Source organism: Serratia sp. NCCP-200 (assembly GCF_059697885.1).
In genome coordinates, this window is the sequence record NZ_BAAKUJ010000001.1 from 1,029,909 (window position 1) to 1,053,371 (window position 23,463).

At 53.0% G+C, this 23,463-nt stretch carries 28 protein-coding genes and 1 riboswitch; of the genes, 17 read left to right on the forward strand and 11 right to left on the reverse strand.

Annotation, left to right across the window (positions count from 1 at the left end; translation table 11 throughout):
- Positions 1–176 precede the first annotated feature (176 nt).
- Positions 177–341, forward strand: a complete 165-nt coding sequence (locus AC6HVW_RS04770; protein ID WP_166732779.1) for a hypothetical protein — start codon at positions 177–179, stop codon at positions 339–341.
- A gap of 701 nt (positions 342–1,042) precedes the next feature.
- On the opposite strand, the gene AC6HVW_RS04775 is transcribed toward AC6HVW_RS04770, so the two are convergent.
- Together AC6HVW_RS04775 and AC6HVW_RS04780 are read right to left on the reverse strand one after the other, a co-directional pair.
- A complete protein-coding gene (locus AC6HVW_RS04775) occupies positions 1,043–1,429 on the reverse strand; it encodes a helix-turn-helix domain-containing protein (RefSeq protein ID WP_024486415.1) in 387 nt (128 codons plus the stop codon).
- 101 nt (positions 1,430–1,530) lie between these two features.
- Positions 1,531–2,223, reverse strand: a complete 693-nt coding sequence (locus AC6HVW_RS04780; RefSeq protein WP_071680851.1) for an IclR family transcriptional regulator — start codon at positions 2,221–2,223, stop codon at positions 1,531–1,533.
- Between the two features lie 217 nt (positions 2,224–2,440).
- Between AC6HVW_RS04780 and AC6HVW_RS04785 the strand changes: the two genes are divergently transcribed.
- From AC6HVW_RS04785 to cbpM, 5 genes are all read left to right on the forward strand, one after another.
- Positions 2,441–4,774 carry a molybdopterin-containing oxidoreductase family protein gene (locus AC6HVW_RS04785; RefSeq protein ID WP_071680850.1) on the forward strand — a complete coding sequence of 778 codons (2,334 nt, stop codon included), beginning with the start codon at positions 2,441–2,443 and terminating at the stop codon, positions 4,772–4,774.
- A 3-nt stretch (positions 4,775–4,777) separates the two neighbouring features.
- The gene (locus AC6HVW_RS04790; protein WP_175415622.1) at positions 4,778–5,326 is read left to right on the forward strand and encodes a 4Fe-4S dicluster domain-containing protein; all 549 of its coding nucleotides are present in this window, start codon (positions 4,778–4,780) and stop codon (positions 5,324–5,326) included.
- A gap of 12 nt (positions 5,327–5,338) precedes the next feature.
- A complete protein-coding gene (locus tag AC6HVW_RS04795) occupies positions 5,339–6,145 on the forward strand; it encodes a dimethyl sulfoxide reductase anchor subunit family protein (RefSeq protein WP_071680849.1) in 807 nt (268 codons plus the stop codon).
- A gap of 608 nt (positions 6,146–6,753) precedes the next feature.
- Complete coding sequence (gene cbpA / locus AC6HVW_RS04800; protein ID WP_021805649.1) at positions 6,754–7,674, forward strand: curved DNA-binding protein; 921 nt, start codon at positions 6,754–6,756, stop codon at positions 7,672–7,674.
- The gene (gene cbpM, locus AC6HVW_RS04805) at positions 7,674–7,976 is read left to right on the forward strand and encodes a chaperone modulator CbpM (protein WP_021181020.1); all 303 of its coding nucleotides are present in this window, start codon (positions 7,674–7,676) and stop codon (positions 7,974–7,976) included. The genes cbpA and cbpM overlap by 1 nt, the downstream gene beginning before the upstream one ends.
- A 462-nt stretch (positions 7,977–8,438) precedes the next feature.
- Here the strand turns inward: cbpM and AC6HVW_RS04810 are convergent, their stop codons facing one another.
- Positions 8,439–8,651 (reverse strand): YccJ family protein, encoded by a 213-nt coding sequence (locus AC6HVW_RS04810; protein ID WP_021181021.1) that lies wholly within the window; start codon positions 8,649–8,651, stop codon positions 8,439–8,441.
- Positions 8,652–8,820: 169 nt separating this feature from the next.
- On the opposite strand from AC6HVW_RS04810, the gene AC6HVW_RS04815 reads away from it, so the two are divergent.
- The 3 genes from AC6HVW_RS04815 to AC6HVW_RS04825 all read left to right on the forward strand — a co-directional run bounded on the left by AC6HVW_RS04815 (position 8,821) and on the right by AC6HVW_RS04825 (position 9,703).
- A complete protein-coding gene (locus AC6HVW_RS04815) occupies positions 8,821–9,060 on the forward strand; it encodes a DUF2766 family protein (RefSeq protein ID WP_021181023.1) in 240 nt (79 codons plus the stop codon).
- A 119-nt stretch (positions 9,061–9,179) separates the two neighbouring features.
- The gene (gene mgrB / locus AC6HVW_RS04820) at positions 9,180–9,323 is read left to right on the forward strand and encodes a PhoP/PhoQ regulatory lipoprotein MgrB (RefSeq protein WP_021181024.1); all 144 of its coding nucleotides are present in this window, start codon (positions 9,180–9,182) and stop codon (positions 9,321–9,323) included.
- Between the two features lie 98 nt (positions 9,324–9,421).
- Positions 9,422–9,703, forward strand: a complete 282-nt coding sequence (locus AC6HVW_RS04825) for a YebO family protein (RefSeq protein ID WP_071682968.1) — start codon at positions 9,422–9,424, stop codon at positions 9,701–9,703.
- A gap of 87 nt (positions 9,704–9,790) precedes the next feature.
- Here AC6HVW_RS04825 and fos read toward each other — a convergent pair whose 3' ends face one another.
- Positions 9,791–10,198 (reverse strand): fosfomycin resistance glutathione transferase, encoded by a 408-nt coding sequence (fos, locus tag AC6HVW_RS04830; RefSeq protein ID WP_071682967.1) that lies wholly within the window; start codon positions 10,196–10,198, stop codon positions 9,791–9,793.
- Positions 10,199–10,308: 110 nt separating this feature from the next.
- Between fos and AC6HVW_RS04835 the strand changes: the two genes are divergently transcribed.
- From AC6HVW_RS04835 to AC6HVW_RS04845, 3 genes are all read left to right on the forward strand, one after another.
- Positions 10,309–10,611 carry a phage protein NinX family protein gene (locus AC6HVW_RS04835; protein ID WP_024486479.1) on the forward strand — a complete coding sequence of 101 codons (303 nt, stop codon included), beginning with the start codon at positions 10,309–10,311 and terminating at the stop codon, positions 10,609–10,611.
- A 90-nt stretch (positions 10,612–10,701) separates the two neighbouring features.
- Positions 10,702–10,938 carry a DUF4060 family protein gene (locus tag AC6HVW_RS04840; RefSeq protein ID WP_021181027.1) on the forward strand — a complete coding sequence of 79 codons (237 nt, stop codon included), beginning with the start codon at positions 10,702–10,704 and terminating at the stop codon, positions 10,936–10,938.
- Positions 10,939–11,100: 162 nt separating this feature from the next.
- Positions 11,101–12,471, forward strand: a complete 1,371-nt coding sequence (locus tag AC6HVW_RS04845; RefSeq protein WP_024486480.1) for an amino acid permease — start codon at positions 11,101–11,103, stop codon at positions 12,469–12,471.
- Positions 12,472–12,507: 36 nt separating this feature from the next.
- On the opposite strand, the gene AC6HVW_RS04850 is transcribed toward AC6HVW_RS04845, so the two are convergent.
- On the reverse strand, positions 12,508–12,792 hold the full coding sequence (locus AC6HVW_RS04850) for a hypothetical protein (protein WP_059201070.1): 285 nt from the start codon (positions 12,790–12,792) through the stop codon (positions 12,508–12,510).
- Positions 12,793–13,005: 213 nt separating this feature from the next.
- Between AC6HVW_RS04850 and AC6HVW_RS04855 the strand changes: the two genes are divergently transcribed.
- From AC6HVW_RS04855 to cspE, 3 genes are all read left to right on the forward strand, one after another.
- Complete coding sequence (locus tag AC6HVW_RS04855) at positions 13,006–14,004, forward strand: MBL fold metallo-hydrolase (protein ID WP_021806779.1); 999 nt, start codon at positions 13,006–13,008, stop codon at positions 14,002–14,004.
- Between the two features lie 747 nt (positions 14,005–14,751).
- A complete protein-coding gene (locus AC6HVW_RS04860) occupies positions 14,752–14,868 on the forward strand; it encodes a DUF2627 domain-containing protein (protein WP_002211058.1) in 117 nt (38 codons plus the stop codon).
- Between the two features lie 41 nt (positions 14,869–14,909).
- Positions 14,910–15,119, forward strand: coding sequence for a transcription antiterminator/RNA stability regulator CspE (gene cspE / locus AC6HVW_RS04865; protein ID WP_002221949.1), 210 nt, complete (start codon positions 14,910–14,912; stop codon positions 15,117–15,119).
- 65 nt (positions 15,120–15,184) lie between these two features.
- Here cspE and pgeF read toward each other — a convergent pair whose 3' ends face one another.
- Positions 15,185–15,898 (reverse strand): peptidoglycan editing factor PgeF, encoded by a 714-nt coding sequence (gene pgeF / locus AC6HVW_RS04870; RefSeq protein WP_071682966.1) that lies wholly within the window; start codon positions 15,896–15,898, stop codon positions 15,185–15,187.
- Positions 15,899–16,043: 145 nt separating this feature from the next.
- Between pgeF and rlmA the strand changes: the two genes are divergently transcribed.
- Positions 16,044–16,934 (forward strand): 23S rRNA (guanine(745)-N(1))-methyltransferase, encoded by an 891-nt coding sequence (gene rlmA, locus AC6HVW_RS04875; protein ID WP_497569282.1) that lies wholly within the window; start codon positions 16,044–16,046, stop codon positions 16,932–16,934.
- 190 nt (positions 16,935–17,124) lie between these two features.
- Here rlmA and mntP read toward each other — a convergent pair whose 3' ends face one another.
- The 5 genes from mntP to manX all read right to left on the reverse strand — a co-directional run bounded on the left by mntP (position 17,125) and on the right by manX (position 21,301).
- A complete protein-coding gene (mntP, locus tag AC6HVW_RS04880; protein ID WP_024487163.1) occupies positions 17,125–17,691 on the reverse strand; it encodes a manganese efflux pump MntP in 567 nt (188 codons plus the stop codon).
- Positions 17,692–17,701: 10 nt separating this feature from the next.
- A riboswitch (yybP-ykoY riboswitch) is annotated at positions 17,702–17,883 on the reverse strand.
- Between the two features lie 218 nt (positions 17,884–18,101).
- Positions 18,102–18,560, reverse strand: coding sequence for a DUF986 family protein (locus AC6HVW_RS04885; RefSeq protein ID WP_059201066.1), 459 nt, complete (start codon positions 18,558–18,560; stop codon positions 18,102–18,104).
- A 55-nt stretch (positions 18,561–18,615) separates the two neighbouring features.
- Complete coding sequence (locus tag AC6HVW_RS04890; protein WP_071682965.1) at positions 18,616–19,458, reverse strand: PTS mannose transporter subunit IID; 843 nt, start codon at positions 19,456–19,458, stop codon at positions 18,616–18,618.
- Positions 19,459–19,473: 15 nt separating this feature from the next.
- Positions 19,474–20,274, reverse strand: a complete 801-nt coding sequence (locus tag AC6HVW_RS04895) for a PTS mannose/fructose/sorbose transporter subunit IIC (RefSeq protein WP_021181036.1) — start codon at positions 20,272–20,274, stop codon at positions 19,474–19,476.
- A 55-nt stretch (positions 20,275–20,329) separates the two neighbouring features.
- Positions 20,330–21,301: a PTS mannose transporter subunit IIAB gene (gene manX / locus AC6HVW_RS04900; protein WP_071682964.1), complete on the reverse strand. Its 972-nt coding sequence runs from the start codon at positions 21,299–21,301 to the stop codon at positions 20,330–20,332.
- 585 nt (positions 21,302–21,886) lie between these two features.
- Here manX and AC6HVW_RS04905 point away from each other — a divergent pair.
- Complete coding sequence (locus AC6HVW_RS04905) at positions 21,887–23,434, forward strand: TerC family protein (RefSeq protein WP_071682963.1); 1,548 nt, start codon at positions 21,887–21,889, stop codon at positions 23,432–23,434.
- The last annotated feature ends 29 nt before the right edge of the window (positions 23,435–23,463 follow it).

Genomic DNA, 23,463 nt, shown 5'->3' on the forward strand with positions numbered 1-23,463 from the left:
CAGGCGATAAGAGAGTAGAGGGTGTGAACGCCCCATTAGACAAAAAAATACCAGGAAAACCATGGACAATGCGCAACGGGTCAGCACAACGTTGACGGCGGTTGCTGCATATTGATCATTATTACGTTGACGATCACACAGTGGGTGGGAGTTACTTACTGTTTTTAGGAGATAAAATGGAACACAATCCGCATGATGAAACCAAGCTTATTGCGGTCATTGCCTTATTGGTCTCAGTGTTGCTTGTCGTGTCGATCCTGTTTGGTATCACGTATTTATCCGATCTGCGGCATATCGATCAAGAGGTCGATGCCAAAAGTTGTTACATCAAAGGCGGCTGAAGCCAGAGCTGCATTTATCGCAATCCTTGATTCGACGATGAAATATTTTTGCCATATGCCTTGGTTTATTTGGGACTTAACGTACTAGCTGCGATTAAACCACTAATAAAGGTTATGGCGAATTATTCGTCGACCGTGGGCCGTTAAATAGACAACGGATAGCTGGATGGCATTTTTTACGCCACGGCAAAGCTGCTACAGCTCAGGTGTAGCAGGGGATCGACATACTTTTTGATGGCCTTTGCTTATGAGAGTCAGGCAGCATGGTCTGCGGACTTTATTGATTAACTTATCTAAATAAATTCACTTTAATTATATTTAACTCGCAATAAATTATTAAAATGAATGTATTTCTTAAATGTATTTGTGATGTTAATCAAATATTGTTATTCCCCCCGGTTCAGCACGCTGTCGTAACTAGTCAGGCCCTGCTAAGCTAAGACTAATCTGTACGGAAATCTCTGTCAGTTCTATTGCCGATGTAAGCGAGGTGTTTATGAGCCAATTACTCTCCCATGCAAGATTATCCCATGTTGTGATCGCCACGGCGGTGTTTTGGGTTTGCATTGCTGTACTCGTGGCGGTAGCACTAAAGTAACGCTGGATGATTAACCATCAACCTTGACATAGCTAGCACACTCAGCCAACGGCTCCTTTCTGGGGCCGTTTCTTTGGTCGTCATTTAAACAACCCGCTGCTGCTCACGCCATCTTCTGGTGAATAATATGCAGCGGAGGCTCGATATGCAGGTCGACACTCAGATCCTGGCGGAAGTCATAGGGCGTAATGTTGAAACGCTTTCTGAACATGTAGGTGAAGTGCGATTGGGAACCGAAACCAAAATCCAGGGCGATATCGAAAATAGAAGCCTCGCTGCTGCGCAACTGGTACACCGCTCCGGCAAGGCGGCGCTCGCGGATGTACTTGCCCAGCGAGATCCCCGTCGCTTCTTTGAACAGCTTCTGCATATGCCACAGTGAATAGCCGGAATACTCGGCCAACTCTTCAAGGTGGATCACTCGTCCCAGGTGGGTTTCGACCCATTTACTGAGTGCGCAAACTAGTGCGAGGTGATGTTCTTGTATCAATAACTTTACCCAATTGATTTTGTCGTTTAACCGCAGCGCAGAGCTTACGGCAGGCTCACTTAGCGTACCTTACAGGCCCCGGGTTGTCACCTGCGTGCCGGTTATAGCGGGATCGTTTTGACCTTCGCCATCAGGCGACCTGCCAGACGGACAATCTCTGCCGGGTCGTCTGGAATAAACCCCATGGTGATCGCCATCCCCAACAGGACGTTGTCCTGGCTGAAAATCGGGCAGGCAATCGCGCGTGCCCCGGGGATGCCTTCGGTAACATTGTAACGTACCGCATAGCCCTGCAGACGGATCTTTTCGAGCTCTTTAGCCTCAAGCAGGGGCGTAATAGAACTATCAAACGCCTGATAGGCATAGCCCGCTGCACTGGCATTCATAGGGATGAGGGTGTTTTCAAGGTAATCGATGTCGATATTTTTATGGCTGCGATTGTAGCGGGTCAGCAAGATGTTACCCCCTTGGCGCACCGCCCAACCGGTGGAGTAGTTCAGCTCATCACGCAGCTCACAGAGCGCATTATTGATGATTGTCGCCAGCGTCTGCTGTTTGCCTGCCGCCGCGGCCAGCGCCAACAGCTTGGTGCCAAGCGAGTAGCGGCTGGTCTCCTGCTCCTGATACAGCATCTGGCTACGGCACAGCGAAACCAGATATTTATGCAGCCGGCTTTTCGACAGCCCACTGTGTTTGGCGATATCCGAAGCGCGGGCGTTTCCCCCCAGTGCGGTGACACTTTCTAATACCGATACGGCAATATCGACCGAATTTACGCCTTGAACTTCTGACATTCTGCTTACCTTACTTGCCATTACCTCGTTCCGATCACTTTACCAGTTTAAGGCGGTGAATGCCCCCGCTAACCTGAGCCTGGCATCCGCAGCAGGAGAATTTTCAGCGCGCAAGGACTAACTATTTTGAGGTGGATTGATCTGCTTCAATATACTATGGGTTAACTCGGTTTATTTATAGTGAACACCAGGGCGTGTATTTACCGAGATAATAACTATGAACGAACTTTCTTCACTCCGGCTCAAACGACGTACTTTGCTAAAAGGACTTGGCGTTATTGGCCTGGCGTCAATATCGCCTTGCGCTTTCTCCTTAACATCCGAACAAAAAGAACCCTTACGGCACATCCACCTAAAACTGACGGACTATCAAACTTTCCGCTCAACCTGTGCGATGGAGTGCCTACACTGCAACCTGACCGCTTACGTCTATCAGAAAAAGCTGATGAAGATTGAAGCGACGGAAGGTTTCAATGTGAAATGTTGCTTGCGGGGCATCAGCCGTACCAAATGGGTTTATCACCAGCAGCGCGTCACGACGCCTCTGCTGCGGGTAGGCAAGAAAGGTGAGGGCAAATTCGAGCCTATCAGTTGGCAACAGGCATTGGATTTAATCGAAAAGAACATCCGTACCACCATCAAGGAACAGGGCAACGAAGGGCTGCTGTTGTCCACTCATGCTGGCAACATGGACTCGATAAAGAACGATATGGGCAAGGCGTTCTTTGACTATCTGGGCGGTTCGGTGAAACAGGCGGGGTCGCTCTGCTGCTCGGCAGTGACGGCGGCGATGATGCCAATGGTGGGATTACGCTATGCCGATACCCGCGACACCATTGCCGACAGTCGTTTGATCATCTGTTGGGGTAACAACCCGGCGGTGACCATGCAGGCGTATTTTAAAAACTATCTACGTGCGCAAGAGCAGGGCGCTCGCATCGTGGTTATCGACCCACGTTTTAACGAGACCGCCGCCAAAGCAGACGAATGGATCCCGATTGTTCCAGGTGCGGATACGGCTTTAGCGCTCGGGATGATGAAGATCATTATCGAAGAGCAGCATATTGACGCGGATTTCCTGCGCCAGCATACCGGCGCGGTGTATCTGGTGGATGCCAAAGATCAATTGGTGCGTGCCGATGCCAACGACACTGAAAGTTATCTGGTTTATGACTGCACCAGCCAGAGCCTGGTACGGCATGACAAAGCGGGGATAACCCCGGCGTTGTTCCAGCACCAACTGCCAGCTGACAGCGGCTATCGCACCGTATTCGAAACCGTTTACCAGCAGGCTGCACCGTGGACGCTTGACCGGGTTGCGGCTGAAACCGACATTCCCGCCCACACCATTTTGCGTTTGGCCCGCGACTATGCCACCACCGCTCCGGCGATGATTGTGCAAAATATGTCAGGCGCTCAGCGCACCGAATTTGGTACCTACGTGGCCGCCAGCCAATTCTACCTGGCCCTGCTAACTGGCAATATCGGCAAGCGAGGGGCGGGGATCTGTGACGCGGGCGGAGCACGCCAAATGGCAAAATTCAGCCCGATCATTCCACCAGCGCCTGCGGTGAAGAAAATCACCCCGATACCGGTTGCCAAGGTGGGTGAGTGGGTGGTCAATGACCGGCCTTATCCGATTAAATTCTGGTGGATTATGACCATGGGGGTCATGACACAACTGCCCAACACCAACATGGTCAGGAAGGCGTTGGAAAAGGTTCCCTTCGTGGTGGTGGCCGATAACCTGATGAGTTCTACCGCGCTGTATGCTGATCTGGTGCTGCCGGTGACGACCATTTTTGAAGATGTCAGCCTGATGGCGGGCGTGCGTAGCCACTATGTGCAGCTGATGGAGCAAGCGGTCGAGCCACCGGGTGAAGCCAAGCCGGATTATTGGATCTTTGCACGTCTGGCTGAGCGTTTTGGCTTTGGCGAGGTGTTTAACCAGCCGATTGAGCATTACATCAATGCGTGCCTGCAAGGTTCCGGTATCACCCTGGAACAGCTGAAAAAAGGGCCGGTGCTGCCGGTGAGCGGCGACTGGATCCCGTTTGAAAATGGGGTGTTCCGCACGCCGACCCGTAAAGCCCACTTCTTTATTGAAGAGTGGCAGAAGAAAGAGTTTTCGCCGGTCGTTACTTATCTGCGGGTGAATGAATCGCCACAAGGCTCGCCGGAATTGGCCTCTAAATACCCGCTGATGGCGGTACAACGCAAGCTGGCGCGCAGCATTCACTCAAGCCACGGCATGAACGAATGGATCCTTGAGGTGCAGCGCAATAAGCCTAACGTGATGATCCATCCGCAGGATGCACAACAGCGCCGGATCAAACACGGCGACTGGGCCACCGTATTTAATGAGCGAGGGGAGCATCGGGCGATTGCCGTGGTGACGACGCATATCAAACGAGGTGTGGTTTCCCTGGATAACGGCTGGTGGGAACAGCAGGGAGGCAGCAGCAGCCACGTCACCAATGACGCCGTAGAGGCGTTGGGTACCGGGCATTGCTGTAACAGTACGCTGGTTGATGTACGGGCGGAGGGATAACCCATGACCAAACAATATGGCTTTCTGATTGATATTAAACGTTGTTACGGCTGTAAAACCTGTTCCATGGCCTGTAAGTCAGAGAATCAGACGCCACCGGGCGTGCTTTGGCGGCGGGTGCGGGAGTATGAAACCGATGGCCCGAATTCTGAAGGGTTTATTTCGATGTCCTGCAACCATTGTGACGATCCGCAATGCATGAAGGTATGTCCGGCGGATACTTACCATAAGCGCCCGGACGGCATTGTGGTGCAGGATCATGAGAAATGCATCGGCTGCCGCATGTGCATTATGGCTTGTCCGTACAACGCCCCAGTGTTTGATCCGCAGGAAGGTAAAACCAGCAAGTGCAATATGTGTGCCGAGCGTTTGGACGAAGGGTTACCGCCGCGTTGCGTGGCGTCTTGCCCGGCGGGCGTCTTGAAGTTTGGTGATATCGAGGAGTTAAGGAAAATCCACCCAACGGATTGGGCGGTACTGGAGGCTAGATATCACATGCCCGATCACCGTATCAGCGGCCCGAACGTGGTCATTATTCCAGCGGATAAATAATAGGGTGCTACCATGAACGAATATGAACTGCCGTTGGTGTTTTTTACCGTGCTCTGCCAATGGGGCATTGGCGGGATTATCGCCTTGACGCTCTATCGGTTGCGACCAACCTCCCAGATGTCCGTTGAGCAACTGAAATATCTGGTTCTGGGATTGTGGCTGGTGGAGGTCGTTGGCTCCAGCTTGTCACTGCTGCACCTGGGGAGCCCGTTTGGGGCTTACCGCGCGGTGCTGGGCCTGCCGCACTCCTGGTTAAGCCGTGAGGTGATCGCCTTTATCCTGGTGAATATCAGCCTGTTCCTGATGTTGGCAGTTTGCTGGCTGCGGCCGCAGAAGTCGGCCTTGATCACCACATTGGGAATGGTGACCTCGGTATTGGGGATTGCCGCCATTCTGGTCTCGGCACAAATCTACTACCAGATGGTCAGCCATCCGCTGTGGCATACGCCACTGACCCAATTGGCGTTTCTGAGTACCGCGTTACTGCTGGGGTTCGCTACCTTGGGGATCTATTTGAATTGCTGCGGCCTGGCCGTTCCGCGCACGGTTCGCTACGGTTTGCTGGTGGGCTGCCTGTTGCTGCTGGCCACGTTGGTGGGGCGTTACCAGATTGCCGGGGCCAGCGCTCAAGGGATCATGCTTTGGTGGCAGCTGGTTGGCAGCATGTTGGTGGGGGGGGTGTTGTTCGCGGTGCTTGGCCTGCGTACACGTTTGGCTCCATCGATGGCCGTGATAGCCGGAGTGGCATTGGTGTCGGGGGAGATTGTCGGGCGTATGCTGTTTTATCATAACGTCATGGGCCAATTCCCCTGGTTCTGATGCAATAAACTGAGGTCGGTCCAGCCGTGCAACCGCCGAGCGACGGGCCGACCCAACATCCTGCAGAAAAAAGCCTCAATACAGGGCTTGCCAGCATTCGGAAAAACCAGCTAATCTGAGATTGCCCGCTACCGCAAATGCCAAGTAGTCCAGGCCAGCAATGTAATTAACCAAAACAGAGAGTCAGCCGTAACAACGCCACGTTGATGGGGTGATCGCATGTTAATGACAGTGATTATTACTCTTTTTGTGATCGTGGGCGTCGCCGCTTTTCTGGCAATGCCAGTGATGATGGTCAATAACACGCAAGGCGTGGGAGGTGAAGAACCGTGAAACTGGCTAGCAACCGGAACCTGCAATGTTAACTCGAAATTCACTCGCAACCTGTTGACCGGCTCAGATATGGGCCGAGTCATCAACACTTTGTCAGCACCGCAATTCCCGCACGTTCCGCAACAAATCAGCCCGAAACGCTAAATCTCCGCGTGAAGTGATGCGCATACTGCACTAACTGCTTGATGGCGCTACAATGAGTTCTATCTCCTCAACTTGCTCGCGCGTCAACGCGCTATCCACTTTTCCGGCCACAGTAAAGAGACCATAGCATTATGGAAATCAAGGATTACTACGCCATTCTAGAGGTTAAACCCTCAGATGATATCAAGGCTATTAAAACCGCCTACCGCCGCCTGGCGCGCAAATATCACCCCGATGTCAGTACCGAGCCCGATGCCGAAACGCGCTTTAAAGAAGTCGCAGAAGCCTATGAAGTGCTGAAAGACAGCGAACGCCGGGCCGAATATGACCAAATGCGGCTGCATCGTAACGAGCCCAACTTCGGCCGTCAGACCCGGCGTGAAGAGTATGGTGGTGCCGAGGATTTCTCCGACATCTTCTCCTCGATGTTTGGCCAGCGTGCGCGTGGCCGCCAGCAGGGCCAACCGCGTGCGGCCCGTGGGCAGGATGTTGAGATCGGTGTGGCTCTGTTCCTGGAGGAAACCCTCACAGAGCAAACCCGCACCCTGAGCTACAAGGTGCCGGTGTACAACGCATTTGGTCAGACAGAGAAAGAGATCGCTAAAACGCTGAATGTGAAAATCCCGGCGGGCGTGGCAGACGGGGAACGTATCCGCGTGAAAGGCCAAGGCGTGCCTGGTATGGCTGGCGGTGCCAATGGCGATTTGTACCTGATCATTCAGCTGGCACCGCATCCGTTGTTTGAGGTGATCGGGCACGATCTGGAAATCGTTCTGCCCTTGGCACCCTGGGAGGCGGCGTTAGGAACCAAGGTTTCTGTCCCTACACTGGCGGACAATATCCTGTTGACCATCCCTGCGGGGAGCCAGACCGGGCAGCGGTTACGCGTCAAAGGGAAGGGGCTGGTCAGCAAAAAAGAGACCGGCAATTTGTATGCGGTGATCAAGATTGTCATGCCTGCCAAACCCGATGCAGACAGCGCCGCACTCTGGCAACGACTGGCCGAGGCGAATCAGGCCTTCGATCCTCGTACGCAATGGAGTAAAGCATAATGGCCAAGCTACAGATAACCCTCACCATTACCGAGTTTTGCTTGCATACCGGCGTAACGGAAAGTGAATTGGCCGAGGTGGTGGGGTTGGGAGTGATCCAGCCCCGCGATCTGACGGTGGATGATTGGCTGTTTGATGATGGGGCGGTGGCGGCGTTTAATCGCGCTCAGCGTCTGCAACGTGAACTGGCTCTGGATTGGCCCGGTATTGCGGTGGCGCTGACGTTGCTCGATGAGATTGAACAGTTGCGCAGGGAGAACGCTCAGCTACGCCATCGTCTTGAGCGCTTTATCGCAGAGTGATGCCCCTCACCCTAGCCCTCTCCCACAGGGAGAGGGGACCGATCGAGTGGGGTGAAAGTGTAGTGATTCATCATGAGCATCGGCTGACTCACCTTGGACTAAAGGGTGATCGAGTTTGCTGATATGACCTCTTTAGTTCCAAATGGGCAGGGGCAAACAACTCCCTCTCCAACAAGGAGAGGGACAGATCGAGTTGGGTGAAAGTTGAGCATCGGCTGACTCACCTTGGACTAAAGGGTGATCGAGTTTGCTGATATGACCTCTTTAGTTCCAAATGGGCAGGGGCAAACAACTCCCTCTCCAACAAGGAGAGGGACAGATCGAGTTGGGTGAAAGTTGAGCATCGGCTGACTCACCTTGGACTAAGGGGTGATCGGGTTTGCTGATATGACCTCTTTAGTTCCAAATGGGCAGTGGCAAACAACTCCCTCTCCCTGTGGGAGAGGGTTGGGGTGAGGGGCCTCAGACGTTTTTACGCTCGATGGTTTCTTCACCCCAGTACAGTTGGTCGGCTTCGGTTTTACTGAACGCCAGCGGTAACACTTCATCGCTGCCTTCCTCCCAAATTTTTTGCGCCAAAACCTCGTCATTACCGGCCAACTCAAAGATCGCTTCGGCAATTTCTACCGAGGTTTCACGCACTGTCGCCCAAGATTTCACATTATGATTTGCCATGACTGCTCTCCTGTTGAGTGTGAGGCACAGCCTAGTATAGGCCACAATTCTGCCGCTGGTTTTTGCAAGGCATGCGTATTATTGCCGAAAATTCAGGGCGGAACGCCTGCGGCAAAATGCAAAACGGCGTGGTATTCTTTGCCGCGTTTAAATCAACAGAGGAAAAATTATGTCTAGCGCACTGAGCAACGATCAAGAACTGGTTTCCGATCTGGTTGCCTGCCAACTGGTTATCAAGCAGATCCTGGATGTGATCGACGTGATCGCGCCGACCGAAGTACGGGACAAAATGGCCAGCCAGCTCAAGAGTATCGATTTTAGCAGCCACCCGGCCGGGGCCGATCCGATCACCAAGCGGGCGATTGAAAAAGCGATTGCGCTGATTGAGATGAAATTTAACCGCGAGTAACCGGGTTATCTTTTGTTCCAGATGGCTGAGAAATCTAAACGGCCGGTTAAACTTCGTTTAAGTTGCCTATGCTAGCATCGATGATTAGGTTAACAACATAATCATAAGGCTGCTAAGGTTTGGGGCGTAAAAAACTGCTGGTGATAGCGGCAACGCTGTTTGCCTGCTTGCTTTTCTATCTGCTGGCTCTGGATAGCTATTGCGATCAAGGTGAGAAGTTTGCACTGGGCATTTGCTCAATCACGCGTATCGTTCCCTGGTAACATGGCGAAATAACAATTTTTCGCAAACTTGCCCCTGGCCTTGGTGAGAATGTTACTATGTCGGCTTGGTTGAGGCAGTAGAGTAGATAGGGTTGTTCATGTTTGATTTAGCTTCTGGCCCGTCCGGCCTGATTTCCATCGCCGTTGTGGTGTTGGCTGCATTGTTTGGCTTGTGGGTCTGGTTCATCGTGAATCGCGCCAGCGTACGCGCCAACGAACAGATCCAGCTGTTGCAGGAAATCGCCGAGCAGCAGCGCCAGCAAACGGCACTGTTAAAAACGTTGGTGCAAACCGCCCGCGGGGACAAGGCATCGGGTGACGATTATGATGATGACCTTAGCCCGGCACTGAGTTATAAAGGGTTTATCCCAGAGCGTTAATCGCATCCCTCATTTGGTGAGAAGGTTAAGGACACGTCGGTTATCTCAGTTTCAGTTTTAACCGGATCGCCTTCTCACCATTCCGTTTCAGTAAAACACCATCCCCTGATAGGGTTTCTCCCGGCAGGCTGCCAACCGGCTTGCCAGATCGCCACAGTGAATTTCCAGCGCGTGCCGATCGGGATCGAGAAAATAGCAAGATTCGCCCTCACTGTGATTACTCTTCCACTCCTGTACGCCTGATTTGCGCAAACGCTCCACAACAATGGCAAAGTTCTCCGGTGCCACGCTAAACGCGTAATGCGTATAGTCGCCCAACAGCTGATTTTTTCGGGCATCATCCAATGACAGGCATAACCACAGTTCACCCAAGACAAGATAGGCACCTTGATGCCAGCGGGCTTTAGGGGTAAACCCCAGCACCTCCACATAAAAGCGAAAACTGCGTTCTACCTCACTTACCGCGAGCGTCAGGTGGTTAAGACCCAGCAACATAATCAATTTATCCGTTAGTAAAAATAATGTTTACGGCACGCGAGCTGTCATAAATCTGTCGTATTGGCGTCGTAATGTAGCGCCAACTCTACGAAAGATGGATATCAGCAATGATTAGATGGTACGAAGAAAGCGACGCCGAAGTAAACCGCAGCATTGCGTTAATCACCGGGGAAAATCCGGACAAATGGTACCCTTACGGCGGCGTGAAAGGGAAAGATTACTGCAAGAACCCCTCCGATGCCTGGCCGATTATCTGCGCCAACAAAATAAGCCTTAATGCCCCCGAACAAAGTGACCAGCCACAGTGGCAAGCCAGTATGATCACCCAGCAAGGGGAGTGGCAAGCTGGCAGTCATAGCCCGTTGCGTGCCGCAATGATCTGTTTTTTATTGAGTCAGCAAGCGCAATAAATCAAATGTTAGTCGATAATGTAGATGACCCGTAATGATGAGACACCGCCTTATTCTGACAATGGACCTGTCGCTGACGGAGACTGTTTTATGAAGCGCATTATCAAAGGTGATACCACTCTCTCTCATTTAGTGATTGCCCATGCGGCGATCGATTGTCATGCCAAAAGCTATGGGCTGCACCGACAGGGCTGGCCCTCAACCTATCTGATAAAGTATCAAAACGATCGCGTGGCGGTGGAGGTCATCACCCGCCGTCAATCCTATGTGGCGACGCTGATGATCGGCGCACGTAACCTCAGCAAACTGTGCGGTATGCCAAGCTAGCTGGCGTAGCAAACCTCCTGCAACCCTCTGGCCCGGTTAACGATCGCCGGGCGCTAATCCTTGATGCCTGAAAGGTTAAGTGTTAAAACGCCCGCAGGTTTATTTATTGGTTGGCGATATCTTGCGCAATGCTGCCTGGATACTCAGCCGGACGAGGATAAGATGGGCGGTCAGCTTCAGGATACCCCGCTAAAACGCGGTTTAAAAAACAGACACATACAACTTATTGCCCTGGGCGGTGCCATCGGTACCGGCCTGTTCCTGGGTATTGCACAAACCATTCAGATGGCCGGGCCTTCCGTGCTGCTGGGCTATGCCATAGGTGGTTTTATTGCCTTTTTGATTATGCGCCAACTGGGGGAGATGGTAGTGGAAGAGCCGGTAGCCGGTTCCTTTAGCCATTTTGCCTATAAATATTGGGGGGACTTTGCCGGTTTCTTATCCGGTTGGAACTACTGGGCGATGTTTATCCTGGTCGGTATGGCGGAACTGACCGCCGTAGGGATTTATATTCAATACTGGTGGCCGGAAATCCCAACCTGGGCATCGGCGGCAGTTTTCTTCGTCGTGATTAACCTGGTCAATCTGGTGAACGTACGCCTGTATGGGGAAACCGAGTTCTGGTTTGCCATCATCAAGGTGGCGGCGATCCTGGGGATGATCGTCTTTGGTGCCTACCTGCTGGCCAGCGGCAACGGTGGCCCGGAAGCCAGCATTAGCAACCTGTGGGATCAGGGCGGTTTTATGCCACACGGCATTAGCGGCCTGGTGATGGCGATGGCGGTGATCATGTTCTCGTTCGGTGGGCTGGAAATGGTGGGTATTACCGCAGCAGAAGCCGCCGATCCACGCCGTAGCATTCCTAAAGCCACCAATCAGGTGGTGTATCGTATCCTGATTTTCTATATCGGCTCGTTGACGGTGCTATTGTCACTTTATCCGTGGGGCAAGGTTGTGGAAGGGGGCAGTCCGTTTGTGATGATCTTCCATGCGCTCAACAGCAACCTGGTGGCGACCATGCTCAACGTAGTGGTACTGACGGCAGCACTGTCGGTCTACAACAGCGGCGTGTATTGCAATAGCCGGATGCTGTTTGGCCTGGCGACACAAGGCAATGCGCCAAAGGCGCTGACCAAGGTTAACAAACGTGGCGTACCGGTGCTGTCTATCGCGTTATCGGCGCTGGCCACCTCGGTAGGCGTATTGATTAACTACGTCATGCCTGGCGAGGCGTTTGGCTTGCTGATGGCGCTGGTGGTCTCGACGTTGGTGATTAACTGGGTGATGATTTGCCTGGCGCACCTGAAATTCCGCGCAGCCAAAGATCGCCAAGGGGTGATCACCAGCTTTAGGTCGCTATGGTATCCGTTTGGCAACTATCTGTGCCTGGTGTTCCTGTCGTTGATTCTGGTGATCATGTACTTCAGCCCAGGGATCCGCATCTCCGTACTGTTGATGCCGGTTTGGGTACTGTTGTTGTGGGTTGGATTTTTGCTGACCCGGCGTAAAAAGGCGGGTGGTAACAAGAGGTAGTATTCACGTTGGAGGCGCCTCAGCGCCTCCGAACGGTTAACGGGCGACGGCATTGCCCTGAGGGTGGCGCCCCAGCCGCAGCAGCTTTCTGCACAGCAGGAACAGGGTGCTGATAACATCAATCACCACCACGCTAAGCATCAGCAGGCCCAGCATAAAAAAGCCTGCCAGGGTGCTTGCCAGTAACAGCAGCGGTGACGGTACGCGTAGCCGGCGCAGCTTCATTGCCAGATACATTTTCCAGTATTGCCCAAGCGTCGCCAGCGCTCGGCGATAGCGGCCCATACGAACGCGTGACTTGCCTGATGCAGTCCGGCTCATAACTCCTCCTTTTTCAGAATGTCCTAGTAAGTAAATCACAAGGTTCTTAAGAAAGGCTTAACAGGTTCTTGGCGACCTTGGCCTTCTTACTCTGGCTATGACAACAACATCCACAAAAAGGTCAGTTGTTTGTCATTGCGATACTATAAGCTATTGGGTAGGCAATCTTGTAACGATTGCGGCACCACTATGGTACTACAGGGAGAGAATGGGTTGAAAATAACCAACAAATATTACGACGCCAGCAAGGCGCATCATACGCCACAGGGATTCTGCAATCCGGAGCCATCGTTACACCAGCCCGGGGATCTGAAGCGCTGGCAAGACGAACGCAAGAAGCTCGGCCTGCCCAAACCTCCTCAGGCAGGCTACGAGCAGTTTATCGCCAACTGGTGGCAAGCCGCCGATCTGAGCGGCGATCAGGACCGTGTATGGTGGTTGGGCCATGCTTCTCTGCTATTGCGTCTTGGGGGCCGCCACGTGCTGATCGATCCAGTACTGTCGCCAAGGGCATCACCTGTGAGCTTCTATGGCCCACATCGCAAGACGCCGCCCCCGCTAACGGTAAAGCAGCTGCCAGCGGTAGATGTGGTGCTGATTTCCCACAATCACTACGACCATCTGGATCGTCAAACCATCAGGGAACTGACCAAACGCTTTCGCAATGCCACCTTTGTCGTCCCGCTGGGCCTCAAACGCTGGTTCAGCCATTACCCGGCCAAACGGGTGGTCGAACTGGATTGGTGGGAGAGCCTGACGCTGGATGAGATGACGTTCTACGCCACGCCAGCACGCCACTGGAGCATGCGTACACCGTGGGATCGCAATCGTTCTCTATGGTGTGGCTGGGTGATCCATCACCCGGCGCTGCGTTTTTATTTCTCTGGTGACAGCGGTTACAGCGAACGGTTGGTTGATATCGGCACCCGCCTTGGGCCGTTCGATATCGCGGCGTTGCCCATTGGCGCTTACGCCCCAAGATGGTTCATGCAAGAGCAGCATATGGACCCGCAGCAGTCGGTGAGGCTGTATCAGCAATTGAATGAACCCAGAGTGATCCCTATCCATTGGGGGGTGTTTGAATTGGCCGACGAGTCGTTGGATGAACCACCTGTGCAACTCAGCCTGGCACTACGCGAAGCCGGGGTTGAGCAGCACAGTTTTTATCCGCTGAAGATTGGTGAACATCTGGAGGTTAGCCCTAACTCCTAATGAGTATCATGGGGTTGCGGCGTACCCCGCATCGGGTGGCGCTGGGCGTGGTGCGGCTTTGCGGGGTTTACGGCGGGTAATGGATAAAACCGTCACGCCAAGATTAGCGAAAAAAATGCCTTGGCGATTTCGTTAATCTTCGGCGGAAATAGCCGCAGAGTGGGTAGGTGGTATTTTTATTATTTGTTTTTATCCTTACTAACTTAGCTACGGATATAAACTTGCAGGACGGGGTGGCTATTTCGTCCGCTTGCACTTTCTTGGTGCAAAATTTGGCTCACTGCATGATTATGCACTGGCCTGTGTGAGCGTTTTGGCCCGAGTGAACGGTTCTGTTACGGTGGCCAAAGCATAACTATCCTGCTATGACAGGCTTTGCTACCCAAAGGTCGGATCAGTGGGCCGTTTGGCCCCCGGCCTTCGATATTCAATAGTTGCATATAAAATTCCATAAAGATTCAAATTTTTTTACGTTCTTTGGCCTGTCTGCGGCTTATATGTGGTCAAAATCGCTCGCTGTCGAGTTGAAAGAATTCTTAAAACTGAGGCGCCACGCGGAGTACAGCGCGGCTTCTTTACAAAGCAGAAAATAGCCAAGGCTTCAACCTCTTTTACCCTATTTAAGCTATTCTTGCGGCTGACCGTTTCAAATATGTGCGACACGTCCATGAGTGATTAAAAATGGCTTGCCATCGATTCCAGAGTATGTGATAACGCACTTGGGTAAAACGAGGTACAGTTCTGTATATGTGTGGCATTTTCAGTAAAGAAGTTCTGAGTAAAGACGTTAGCGTTGAATACCGCTTCTCTGCCGATCCTTATCTTAGTGCCTCAAGCAGTAACGACTCTAGTTTGTCTATGTAACGCCTACGGGCGGTTTAAACAATCCAAAGGAAATACTCAAGATGGCAAAGATCAAAGGTCAAGTTAAGTGGTTCAACGAGTCTAAAGGTTTCGGTTTCATCACCCCAGCTGACGGCAGCAAAGACGTGTTCGTACACTTCTCTGCAATCCAGGGTAACGGTTTCAAAACCCTGGCTGAAGGCCAGAACGTTGAGTTCGAAATCCAAGATGGCCAGAAAGGCCCATCTGCAGTAAACGTTACTGCAATCTAATCAGCGTCAGCTGAACAAAAAACCCGCCTTAGTGCGGGTTTTTTCGTATCTGGCGTCGGTGAATGTCACCCGGTGATGATGATGCCGGAATACTGGTTGCGGCCTTTAATCCCCGGATGGTTGGGATCTTGTGCGCGGCGATGGCTGTTGCGGCGATAGCTGGTGTATTTAAAGCGCTGGGGCTGCCGTGGGTCGCTGTTGAGCGTGCAGATGGTGCAAGAGCCTGCGTGATCGACTGCGGCGAAGCCCAAGGCTTTGAGCTTGTTTACGGCGATGGCGGCCAGATCCAGATGGCGTTGGGTCGGGCTGATCAGCTCTGCTGGCAAGGGCAGCGCCTGCTGAAACTGTTCGACCAACTCCTGGTTAACCTGATAGCAGCAAGCGCCCGCAGCGGGGCCGATGGAGGCCACCCAGTTGGCGGTATCGTCATCCTGGCCGATACGTTTGGCCATCTGCTCCAGAATGCCATCCAGCAGGCCGCGCCAGCCCGCATGTACCGCAGCAATGGCGCTACCGTCTTTACGGCTGAAAATCACCGGCAGGCAGTCTGCGGTTAATACGCTGATCAGGATCCCTGGCTCACGGGTAAAGAAGCCATCGGCCTCACCGCATTGCTGGCCCGCCTGATGGATATCGACTATGCGAGTACCGTGTACCTGTTTTTTCTCAGGCAGCGTATTGCGAAAGGGCTGTAACGGCGTTGGCAGCAGGGCACCTTTATTGCCAAAGCCATGAGCGATGCCAGGAACGCCGCTGAGCAGCGGGGAATAGTCGGTCATAGAACGTTTTTGCCTGTGGCTGAGAGGAGATATCCAGTGTAGCCAGCTTTTGGATTACTTGGCTAGTGGCAGATGGGCATCCGCCTTGCATCGTACACCAGCCTTCTTTAGACTACCCGCGCCATCTCTCTCTGGGATCTCATCCATGTCTTATCAGTGCCCCCTGTGCTTCCAACCGCTTGATTTCGCAAACCAACAGTGGCGTTGCGAAAATAACCATCAATTCGACCGTGCCAAAGAAGGGTACGTCAACTTAATGCCGGTGCAACACAAGCGTTCTAAACAGCCGGGTGACAGTGCCGAGATGATGCAGGCCCGCCGCGCATTTCTTGACGGCGGCTACTACCAGCCGTTGCAACAGCGGGTGGCTGAACTGTTAGCCAGCACTTTGCCTATTGAGCCACAGGCACTGCTGGATATTGGCTGTGGTGAAGGCTATTACACGGCCGCAGTGGCTGCAAGCTTGTCTCAGGAACGGACCGTAGCGGTATATGGCCTGGATGTTGCCAAGGTGGCTATTCGCTCGGCAGCCAAACGCTACCCGGCGGTCTCTTTCTGTGTAGCTTCCAGCCATCGCCTACCGTTTGCCGACGCGTCGCTCGATGCTGTGTTACGTATCTATGCCCCCTGTAAAGCCGAGGAATTGGCGCGGGTCGTCAAGCCGGGTGGGGTGGTTGTGACGGTGTCACCGGGGCCGCGGCACCTTTATCAGCTAAAACAGCAGGTTTATCAGGAGGTTCAATTGCATGCGGAGCATGATGAGCAGCTTGAGGGCTTCAGCTGTGAATTGGCCGAGCCATTGGCTTATCCGATTGCGCTGCCGGGTGAGCAGGCTGCCAATCTGTTGCAGATGACGCCGTTTGCCTGGCGCGCTTCGCCGGAGGTGCAGCAAGGTTTGCTCGACATGGCTACCTTTGCCTGCGAGACGGATTTCGCCATCCGTTTGTACCGCCGGATTGCCCCTCACCCCAACCCTCTCCCACAGGGAGAGGGAGCTGATAGCCCCTGCCTTTTTGGAGGTAAAGAGATCACCTGAGCAACTCGAACACCCACCTTATTCAAGGTGAGGGAGCTGCCCGGAGTAGGTAATTGGCCCGTGTAGCTTCGGAAAGTAGGGAGTAAAAGCAAGAAAGTTAAGGTATTACGCAGAAAGATCAACGAATTCGATCGGTTCCCTCTCCTTGGGGAGAGGGTTAGGGTGAGGGAGTCTTCTTCTCTGCCAAGGATTAAGCCAGGTAGCCCAAGTGCTCCAGCAGGATATTAAAGCCAATCCCGATCAACACCACGCCGCCAAGAATTTCTGCGCGCTTGCCCAGCAGCGGGCCGATAAACCGGCCAACCATCATCCCCAGCGTCGCCATGATCATGGTCGCCATACCTATCGCCATCGCGGTATGCAGGATATTAACCTGCAGGAATGCCAGACCCACACCGATTGCCATCGCATCCAGACTGGTGGCAATGGCCGTAGCAACCAGCACCCAGAAGCCATGACGATTGACTTTCTCTTCTTCCGGCTTGTTTTTCACCCCTTCAACGATCATGCGTGCGCCAAGGATAAACAGCAGGCTAAAGGCGACCCAGTGGTCCCATTCCATGATGTATTGGCTGGCAAACAGCCCGATGCCCCAGCCGATAAGCGGGGTAATGGCTTCAATGATGCCAAAGATCAGACCGGTACGGATAGCTTCGCGAAAACGCGGTTGATGCAGAGTGGCACCTTTGCCGATCGACGCGGCAAACGCGTCCATAGACATGCCAAAAGCCAGGATAAGAGTTGCGGAAAGGTTCATTGAAATAGTCTCGGCCGGGTGGCTCCATATACACGTAACCCACCCCCAACCATACGACGGAGTTACGTGCCTATGGTCTCGCCAACCTACCTGGCTGCCCGCACCACGTTTCGCTGACGAAACGAGTATGTTGATACGGGCGTTTCTGGTTAAAACTCCCCCAGAAACCGGCTACTCCCCAATGACGGCGCAACCATACCATAATATTTTTGCTGCGGACAACGTTTAATTTCACCGAGGCATTGGGTGAAATTGAGACTTATTTTCATTAACCAGCTTGGTGAGAGTAATAATGGCGGTAGATGCATCAATGGTGTGGAAATAATAAGCAGGAAAAACACCATCCATGCTGATTAATTACCCAAAAAAAGCACTGTTAATTAATCAGGATGGGGCGGGGTGGTTTTAACTCATTTATTTTCAAGGAAAAAATGATAGATTTTTTCCAGGTCATCCAGATGCGTAACCTGGATTAATAACCGGCGCTGTTCTAAATCGATAACCAGAATGCCGTCTTCGGATAAATTCATGGCTTTGATGCGTCGATAGTCAATAAACGCATTTGCATAGAAGAAGCCCGTAGTTTTAAACAACATTTTGGGCTTGCGGATATAGGAGATATATACCGCCATCAACGCCAGGGAAATTAACAGGTAGGTAGTTATCGGCGCTCCCTGCTCGACCAGGTTGCGGTAGATCAGGATGGCGATCAGACCGACGAAGATCAGGCAGTCCAGGCGGTTACCCCGCTTGAGCTGCACCTTTAACAGCGTTTTTCCTTTCAGCAGGTTCATGCCGAGCTCGTCATACAGCGCATACGCCAGCATCAGCAGAATAAAAATCAGTATTACGCCATCGGTCAGCGACATCTCACCACTCCATAAATAAAAAAACCGGGGGTTGCCCCCCGGCTATCAATTGCTATTACAGACCTAACAGACCAATCCAGTAACCGAAGATACCGATGGCGAAGAAGCCGATGATGATCCACAGCGCGTTGACCTTCTTGCGCAGCAGCCACATACAGCCGAAGGTCAGCAGTAGCGGTACCAAGCCAGGCATCAACTGGTCAAGGATGGTTTGTACCGTGGTGACGTGGGTTTGCCCGGTCTGGTCGGTAATTTTTGACACCACCAGCGGGATATTCACGTGCGTCCACTTGTTAACCAGGGCCCCCATGACAAACAGGCCGAGGATGGACGCCCCTTCCGTCAGTTTTTGCAGGAAACCACCGCCCATATCGCTAACGATATCGACCCCTTTTTGATAGCCGTAGGCGACACCGTAGTAACGAACCAACAGGCGCACCAGGTTAAACATCACGAAGAACAACAGCGGGCCGAGCAGGCTGCCACTCATGGCAATACCGGCACCCAATGCGGCAAATACCGGGCGAACGGTACCCCAGAATATCGGGTCACCTACGCCGGCCAGTGGCCCCATCAAACCGACTTTGATGCCGTTGATGGCCGCATCGTCGATCGGTGCGCCGTTGGCACGCTGTTCTTCCATCGCCATGGTAACGCCAAGTATTGGCGCTGCGACGAACGGCTGCGTATTGAAGAACTCAAGATGGCGTTTGATTGCCTGCTTGCGTTCGTCGTTGTTGTCCGGGTACAGGCGACGGATCACCGGCACCATCGAGAAGCAAAAACCTAGCGCCTGCATACGTTCGAAGTTCCATGAACCCTGGAACAGGTTGGAGCGTACGAATACGCCTCGAATATCGGCAGGTGTCAGTTTCTTTTGAGTCGTTGTATCAACCATTTCTTTCACCTATTCCTAGTCCAATTCGTTATCGAGGTCGTTGGCACCGGCAGGGTTGGCCTGAACCACCTGAGACTTGTTGTATTTAGGGCTGAGCTGGATATAGAGCACCGCCATCACCACACCGATCACACCGAGTGCGACCAGGTTAAAGTTGGTGAAGGCTGCGGTAACGAAGCCCAGGTAGAAGAATGGCATCAGATAACCGGCACGCATCATGTTGATGACCATCGCGTAACCGACTACCACGATCATGCCACCGGCGATGTTCAGACCGCCTGTGACCACTTCCGGAATTGAGTTAAGCAGGGCGTGGACGCCAGCTGTACCGACAGAGACCGCCACGATCACTGCAGGAATAGCGACACGCATTGCCTGTACCAACAGGGCCGCGATGTGGATCACGGTAATACCGTTCAGGTTACCCCGTTCTGCCGCTTTGTCCGCCGCATGCTGGAAGGCCACGGTGATGGTACGCACGATAATGGTCAGTACCTGGCCTGCTGCTGCCAGTGGGATCGCCAGGGCGATACCGGCACCGATGTTTTGCCCACCGGCGATAACCAGAATGGTGGAAATAATCGACGCTAACGCCGCATCGGGTGCAACCGCAGCCCCGATGTTCATCCAACCCAGTGCGATCATCTCCAGCGTACCGCCGATGATGATACCGGTTTTGATGTCACCGAGAACGAAGCCAATCAGCGTACAGGCCACTAACGGGCGGTGGAATTGAAACTCATCCAGGACGGAACCCATCCCGGCGATACAGGCAACGATAAATATCAGTACAATCTGAAGAGTGGTGATCTCCATTGCACTTCTCCTATATGACCAAATAGCTCTGAGTAAAAAATTAACGACGTTGCCGTTAATTGAGTTTGTTAATCAGGTCCATCATTTTTAGCTGACTGTCGGAAGAGACCTTACGGACTTCAAGTTCAATCCCGCGTTCGTTTAACTTCTTAAACGCCTCGATGTCTTTCTCATCGACGGACACCGCGTTATTCACCTGGGTTTTGCCCTGGCGGAACGCCATACCACCGATATTCACCGATGTGATATTCACGCCTTCCTCAACCAGACGCCAAACGTCGGTTGGGTTGGTGAACAGCAGCATCACGCGCTCACCCGCATATTTCGGGTTGTTCCAGACGCGGATCGCCTTTGCCACGTCAACAACGTGAGCGGTAACGCCTGGGGGAGCAACCTGAGTCAGCAAGGTTTTACGGACGTGGTCGGCGGCCACTTCATCACTGACTACGATGATGCGGCTGACGTTGGTCTCTTTGGTCCAGCGGGTAGCAACCTGGCCGTGTATCAGACGATCGTCGATACGTGCCAGACAGATTTTCATATGGTCATTGGGGCCGAGAGGCGCTTGGGGCGCAGCGGCTTTTGGAGCAGGGGCACTTTGTGGCGCGACGGGCTTAACACTCTCTTCCGCCGGTTTTTTCAGCGCTTTCACGCCTTCACGGCCGGTTTCCAACGCCAGCGCGACCAGTTCGTCAAAGCTTGGGCTGTCATCACGGGCCATGAATGTTTCCACCAGCATGGGAATGTTAACCCCGGTGATAACCTCATAGTGTGGTTTGTCTACTGCGATGCGGCTGGCCGCGTTAAACGGGCTGCCGCCCCAGGTATCAACCAGAAACAGGACGCCATCGCTGGTATCGAGCTCACTGATTTTCCCATTGTATTTCTCAATTAACGTTTCAGCATTTTCACCGGGAACGAAATCTATGTAGGCGACGTTGGCTTGCTCACCCAATAGCATTTCTGCTGTTTTCAGCAGTTGTTCCGCTGCAGTCCCGTGTGTGCCGATGATAATAGCTATTGCCACTCGCTACCTCCTCGTTGAACTTAAGGCACGGATCGTGTCTTGACTCATCACCATCCTGGCAGTCACTTCCGCGGTTCAGATACGTTGGTTCAATACATTATGGTAGAAAAAAAGAAACTCACACTTAACATTTATCACGCAGTTTCAAAAACCTGTGGCCGTTAATTCCCGTTAACGCCATTTATTTTAGTGCGTGAAAAAATAAATTTTGTGACATTGCTCTGCTATTAGTGGATCGATTAAGCTGAATAGTTAGTTTGCGGAATTAAACAGCAAAGCTGTTACAAAATGAGACGTAAACTGAACAAAGCCACTTTTCTGGCGAAAAATTTCCTGTTAGAGTGCATTCTTCTTTCATAACCAAGGAGTGAAGGGCCTCAGCCCTCCCTATGGACTGTCACCGAAGTTACTGTTTTACAAGGTTTCACCCGCCACCTGTTGGCGCCACAACGTTCGCTCGGCCTTATGGCTGCTTCCTGTTAGTGCCATCCTGTTTTCTCTCTGTCATCGCCAACGCCACGTCTGCGTTTGCTTCCCTACGTCTGAGCACAGCTCTGCCAACCTGTCTTTCTTCTGGAGTCTGATATGGAAATATTAATGGACCCCTCGATTTGGGCCGGGTTATTGACCCTGGTGGTCTTGGAAATCGTGCTGGGTATCGACAACCTGGTATTCATCGCCATTCTGGCCGACAAACTACCGCCCAAGCAGCGTGATAAAGCGCGCATTATCGGTCTTTCATTAGCCTTGGTGATGCGTCTTGGGTTGCTGTCGGTGATTTCATGGATGGTGACGCTGACCAAACCGCTGTTCAGCGTGGGGGAGTTCGCTTTCTCTGGCCGCGACCTGATCCTGCTGTTTGGTGGGGTATTCCTGTTGTTCAAAGCCACGATGGAGTTGCATGAACGGCTGGAGGGCAGCACCCATCAGGAAGGTGCCAACCGTGGCTACGCCAAATTCTGGGCGGTGGTGGTACAGATTGTCATCCTTGATGCGGTGTTCTCGCTCGACGCGGTGATCACGGCGGTGGGGATGGTCAACGATCTGCCGGTCATGATGGCAGCGGTAGTGATTGCGATGGCGGTGATGTTGCTGGCCTCGAAACCTTTGACCAACTTCGTGAACGCCCATCCGACCATCGTGGTGCTCTGTTTGAGCTTCCTGCTGATGATCGGCCTGAGCCTGATTGCCGAAGGCCTTGGCGTGCACATTCCGAAAGGCTATCTGTATGCGGCGATTGGCTTCTCGATCCTGATCGAGATGTTTAACCAGATTGCACGGCGCAACTTCATCAAGCACGAGTCTCGTCGCCCGATGCGCGAACGCACGGCTGAAGCGATTATGCGCCTGATGGGGCAACAGCGTACCCAGCAGCAGGTGGATGAAGACAGCCTGCATAAGGTGAAAGAAACCTTTGCGCAGGAGGAACGCTATATGATCAGTGGCGTGCTGACGTTGGCTTCCCGTACCTTGCGCAGCGTAATGACGCCGCGCACCGAGATTTCGTGGGTAGATTGCGAACGCTCCCGCGACGAGGTGCGCGAACAGTTGCTGGATACCCCGCATAGCCTGTTCCCGGTTTGCCGCTATGAGCTGGACGAGTTTATCGGCGTGGTACGTGCCAAGGATCTGCTGGTCGCGTTGGATCAGGGCGTGGATATCGCCGAGTTTGCCGCACGTACCCCACCGATCGTGGTGCCGGAAACCATGGATGTGATCAAGCTGTTGGCGGTATTGCGCCGGGCCAAGGGCCGCCTGGTGATGGTGACCAATGAGTTTGGCGTGGTGCAGGGGCTGGTTACGCCGTTAGACGTGCTGGAAGCGATTGCCGGTGAGTTCCCGGACGAAGATGAAACGCCGGATATTATCGAGGATGGCGACCGCTGGCTGGTGAAAGGCGGGGCGGATCTCCACTCGTTGGAGCAGGCGTTGGACTGTGACGATCTGGTTAGCCCCACCGAGGATTACGCCTCGCTGGCGGGCTTCCTGCTCTCATATTCTGGCCAGATGCCAACGGTGGGAGACGTGGTCGAACTCCACGACCTGCGCTTTGAAATCCTTGAGATCTCGGATTATCGCATCGAGCTGGTCAGTATCACCAAGGTGAAACCGCAGCACGAGCAAGACGAGTAAGTGGTGAGGCCGGGGGGAGTATCCCCGGT

Coding starts and splice junctions, on each gene's coding strand:
- AC6HVW_RS04785 (WP_071680850.1), top strand. CDS start 2,441: ATGAACGAACTTTCTTCACTCCGGCTCAAACGACGTACTTTGCTAAAA.
- mntP (WP_024487163.1), bottom strand. CDS start 17,691: ATGAACCTTTCCGCAACTCTTATCCTGGCTTTTGGCATGTCTATGGAC.
- AC6HVW_RS04860 (WP_002211058.1), top strand. CDS start 14,752: ATGTGTGGCATTTTCAGTAAAGAAGTTCTGAGTAAAGACGTTAGCGTT.
- AC6HVW_RS04850 (WP_059201070.1), bottom strand. CDS start 12,792: ATGAGCCGGACTGCATCAGGCAAGTCACGCGTTCGTATGGGCCGCTAT.
- AC6HVW_RS04835 (WP_024486479.1), top strand. CDS start 10,309: ATGATTAGATGGTACGAAGAAAGCGACGCCGAAGTAAACCGCAGCATT.
- cspE (WP_002221949.1), top strand. CDS start 14,910: ATGGCAAAGATCAAAGGTCAAGTTAAGTGGTTCAACGAGTCTAAAGGT.
- AC6HVW_RS04845 (WP_024486480.1), top strand. CDS start 11,101: ATGGGCGGTCAGCTTCAGGATACCCCGCTAAAACGCGGTTTAAAAAAC.
- cbpM (WP_021181020.1), top strand. CDS start 7,674: ATGGCCAAGCTACAGATAACCCTCACCATTACCGAGTTTTGCTTGCAT.
- rlmA (WP_497569282.1), top strand. CDS start 16,044: ATGTCTTATCAGTGCCCCCTGTGCTTCCAACCGCTTGATTTCGCAAAC.
- AC6HVW_RS04825 (WP_071682968.1), top strand. CDS start 9,422: ATGTTTGATTTAGCTTCTGGCCCGTCCGGCCTGATTTCCATCGCCGTT.
- AC6HVW_RS04840 (WP_021181027.1), top strand. CDS start 10,702: ATGAAGCGCATTATCAAAGGTGATACCACTCTCTCTCATTTAGTGATT.
- pgeF (WP_071682966.1), bottom strand. CDS start 15,898: ATGACCGACTATTCCCCGCTGCTCAGCGGCGTTCCTGGCATCGCTCAT.
- fos (WP_071682967.1), bottom strand. CDS start 10,198: ATGTTGCTGGGTCTTAACCACCTGACGCTCGCGGTAAGTGAGGTAGAA.
- AC6HVW_RS04905 (WP_071682963.1), top strand. CDS start 21,887: ATGGAAATATTAATGGACCCCTCGATTTGGGCCGGGTTATTGACCCTG.
- AC6HVW_RS04815 (WP_021181023.1), top strand. CDS start 8,821: ATGTCTAGCGCACTGAGCAACGATCAAGAACTGGTTTCCGATCTGGTT.
- AC6HVW_RS04890 (WP_071682965.1), bottom strand. CDS start 19,458: ATGGTTGATACAACGACTCAAAAGAAACTGACACCTGCCGATATTCGA.
- cbpA (WP_021805649.1), top strand. CDS start 6,754: ATGGAAATCAAGGATTACTACGCCATTCTAGAGGTTAAACCCTCAGAT.
- AC6HVW_RS04810 (WP_021181021.1), bottom strand. CDS start 8,651: ATGGCAAATCATAATGTGAAATCTTGGGCGACAGTGCGTGAAACCTCG.
- AC6HVW_RS04770 (WP_166732779.1), top strand. CDS start 177: ATGGAACACAATCCGCATGATGAAACCAAGCTTATTGCGGTCATTGCC.
- AC6HVW_RS04780 (WP_071680851.1), bottom strand. CDS start 2,223: ATGTCAGAAGTTCAAGGCGTAAATTCGGTCGATATTGCCGTATCGGTA.
- AC6HVW_RS04895 (WP_021181036.1), bottom strand. CDS start 20,274: ATGGAGATCACCACTCTTCAGATTGTACTGATATTTATCGTTGCCTGT.
- AC6HVW_RS04790 (WP_175415622.1), top strand. CDS start 4,778: ATGACCAAACAATATGGCTTTCTGATTGATATTAAACGTTGTTACGGC.
- AC6HVW_RS04885 (WP_059201066.1), bottom strand. CDS start 18,560: ATGTCGCTGACCGATGGCGTAATACTGATTTTTATTCTGCTGATGCTG.
- AC6HVW_RS04795 (WP_071680849.1), top strand. CDS start 5,339: ATGAACGAATATGAACTGCCGTTGGTGTTTTTTACCGTGCTCTGCCAA.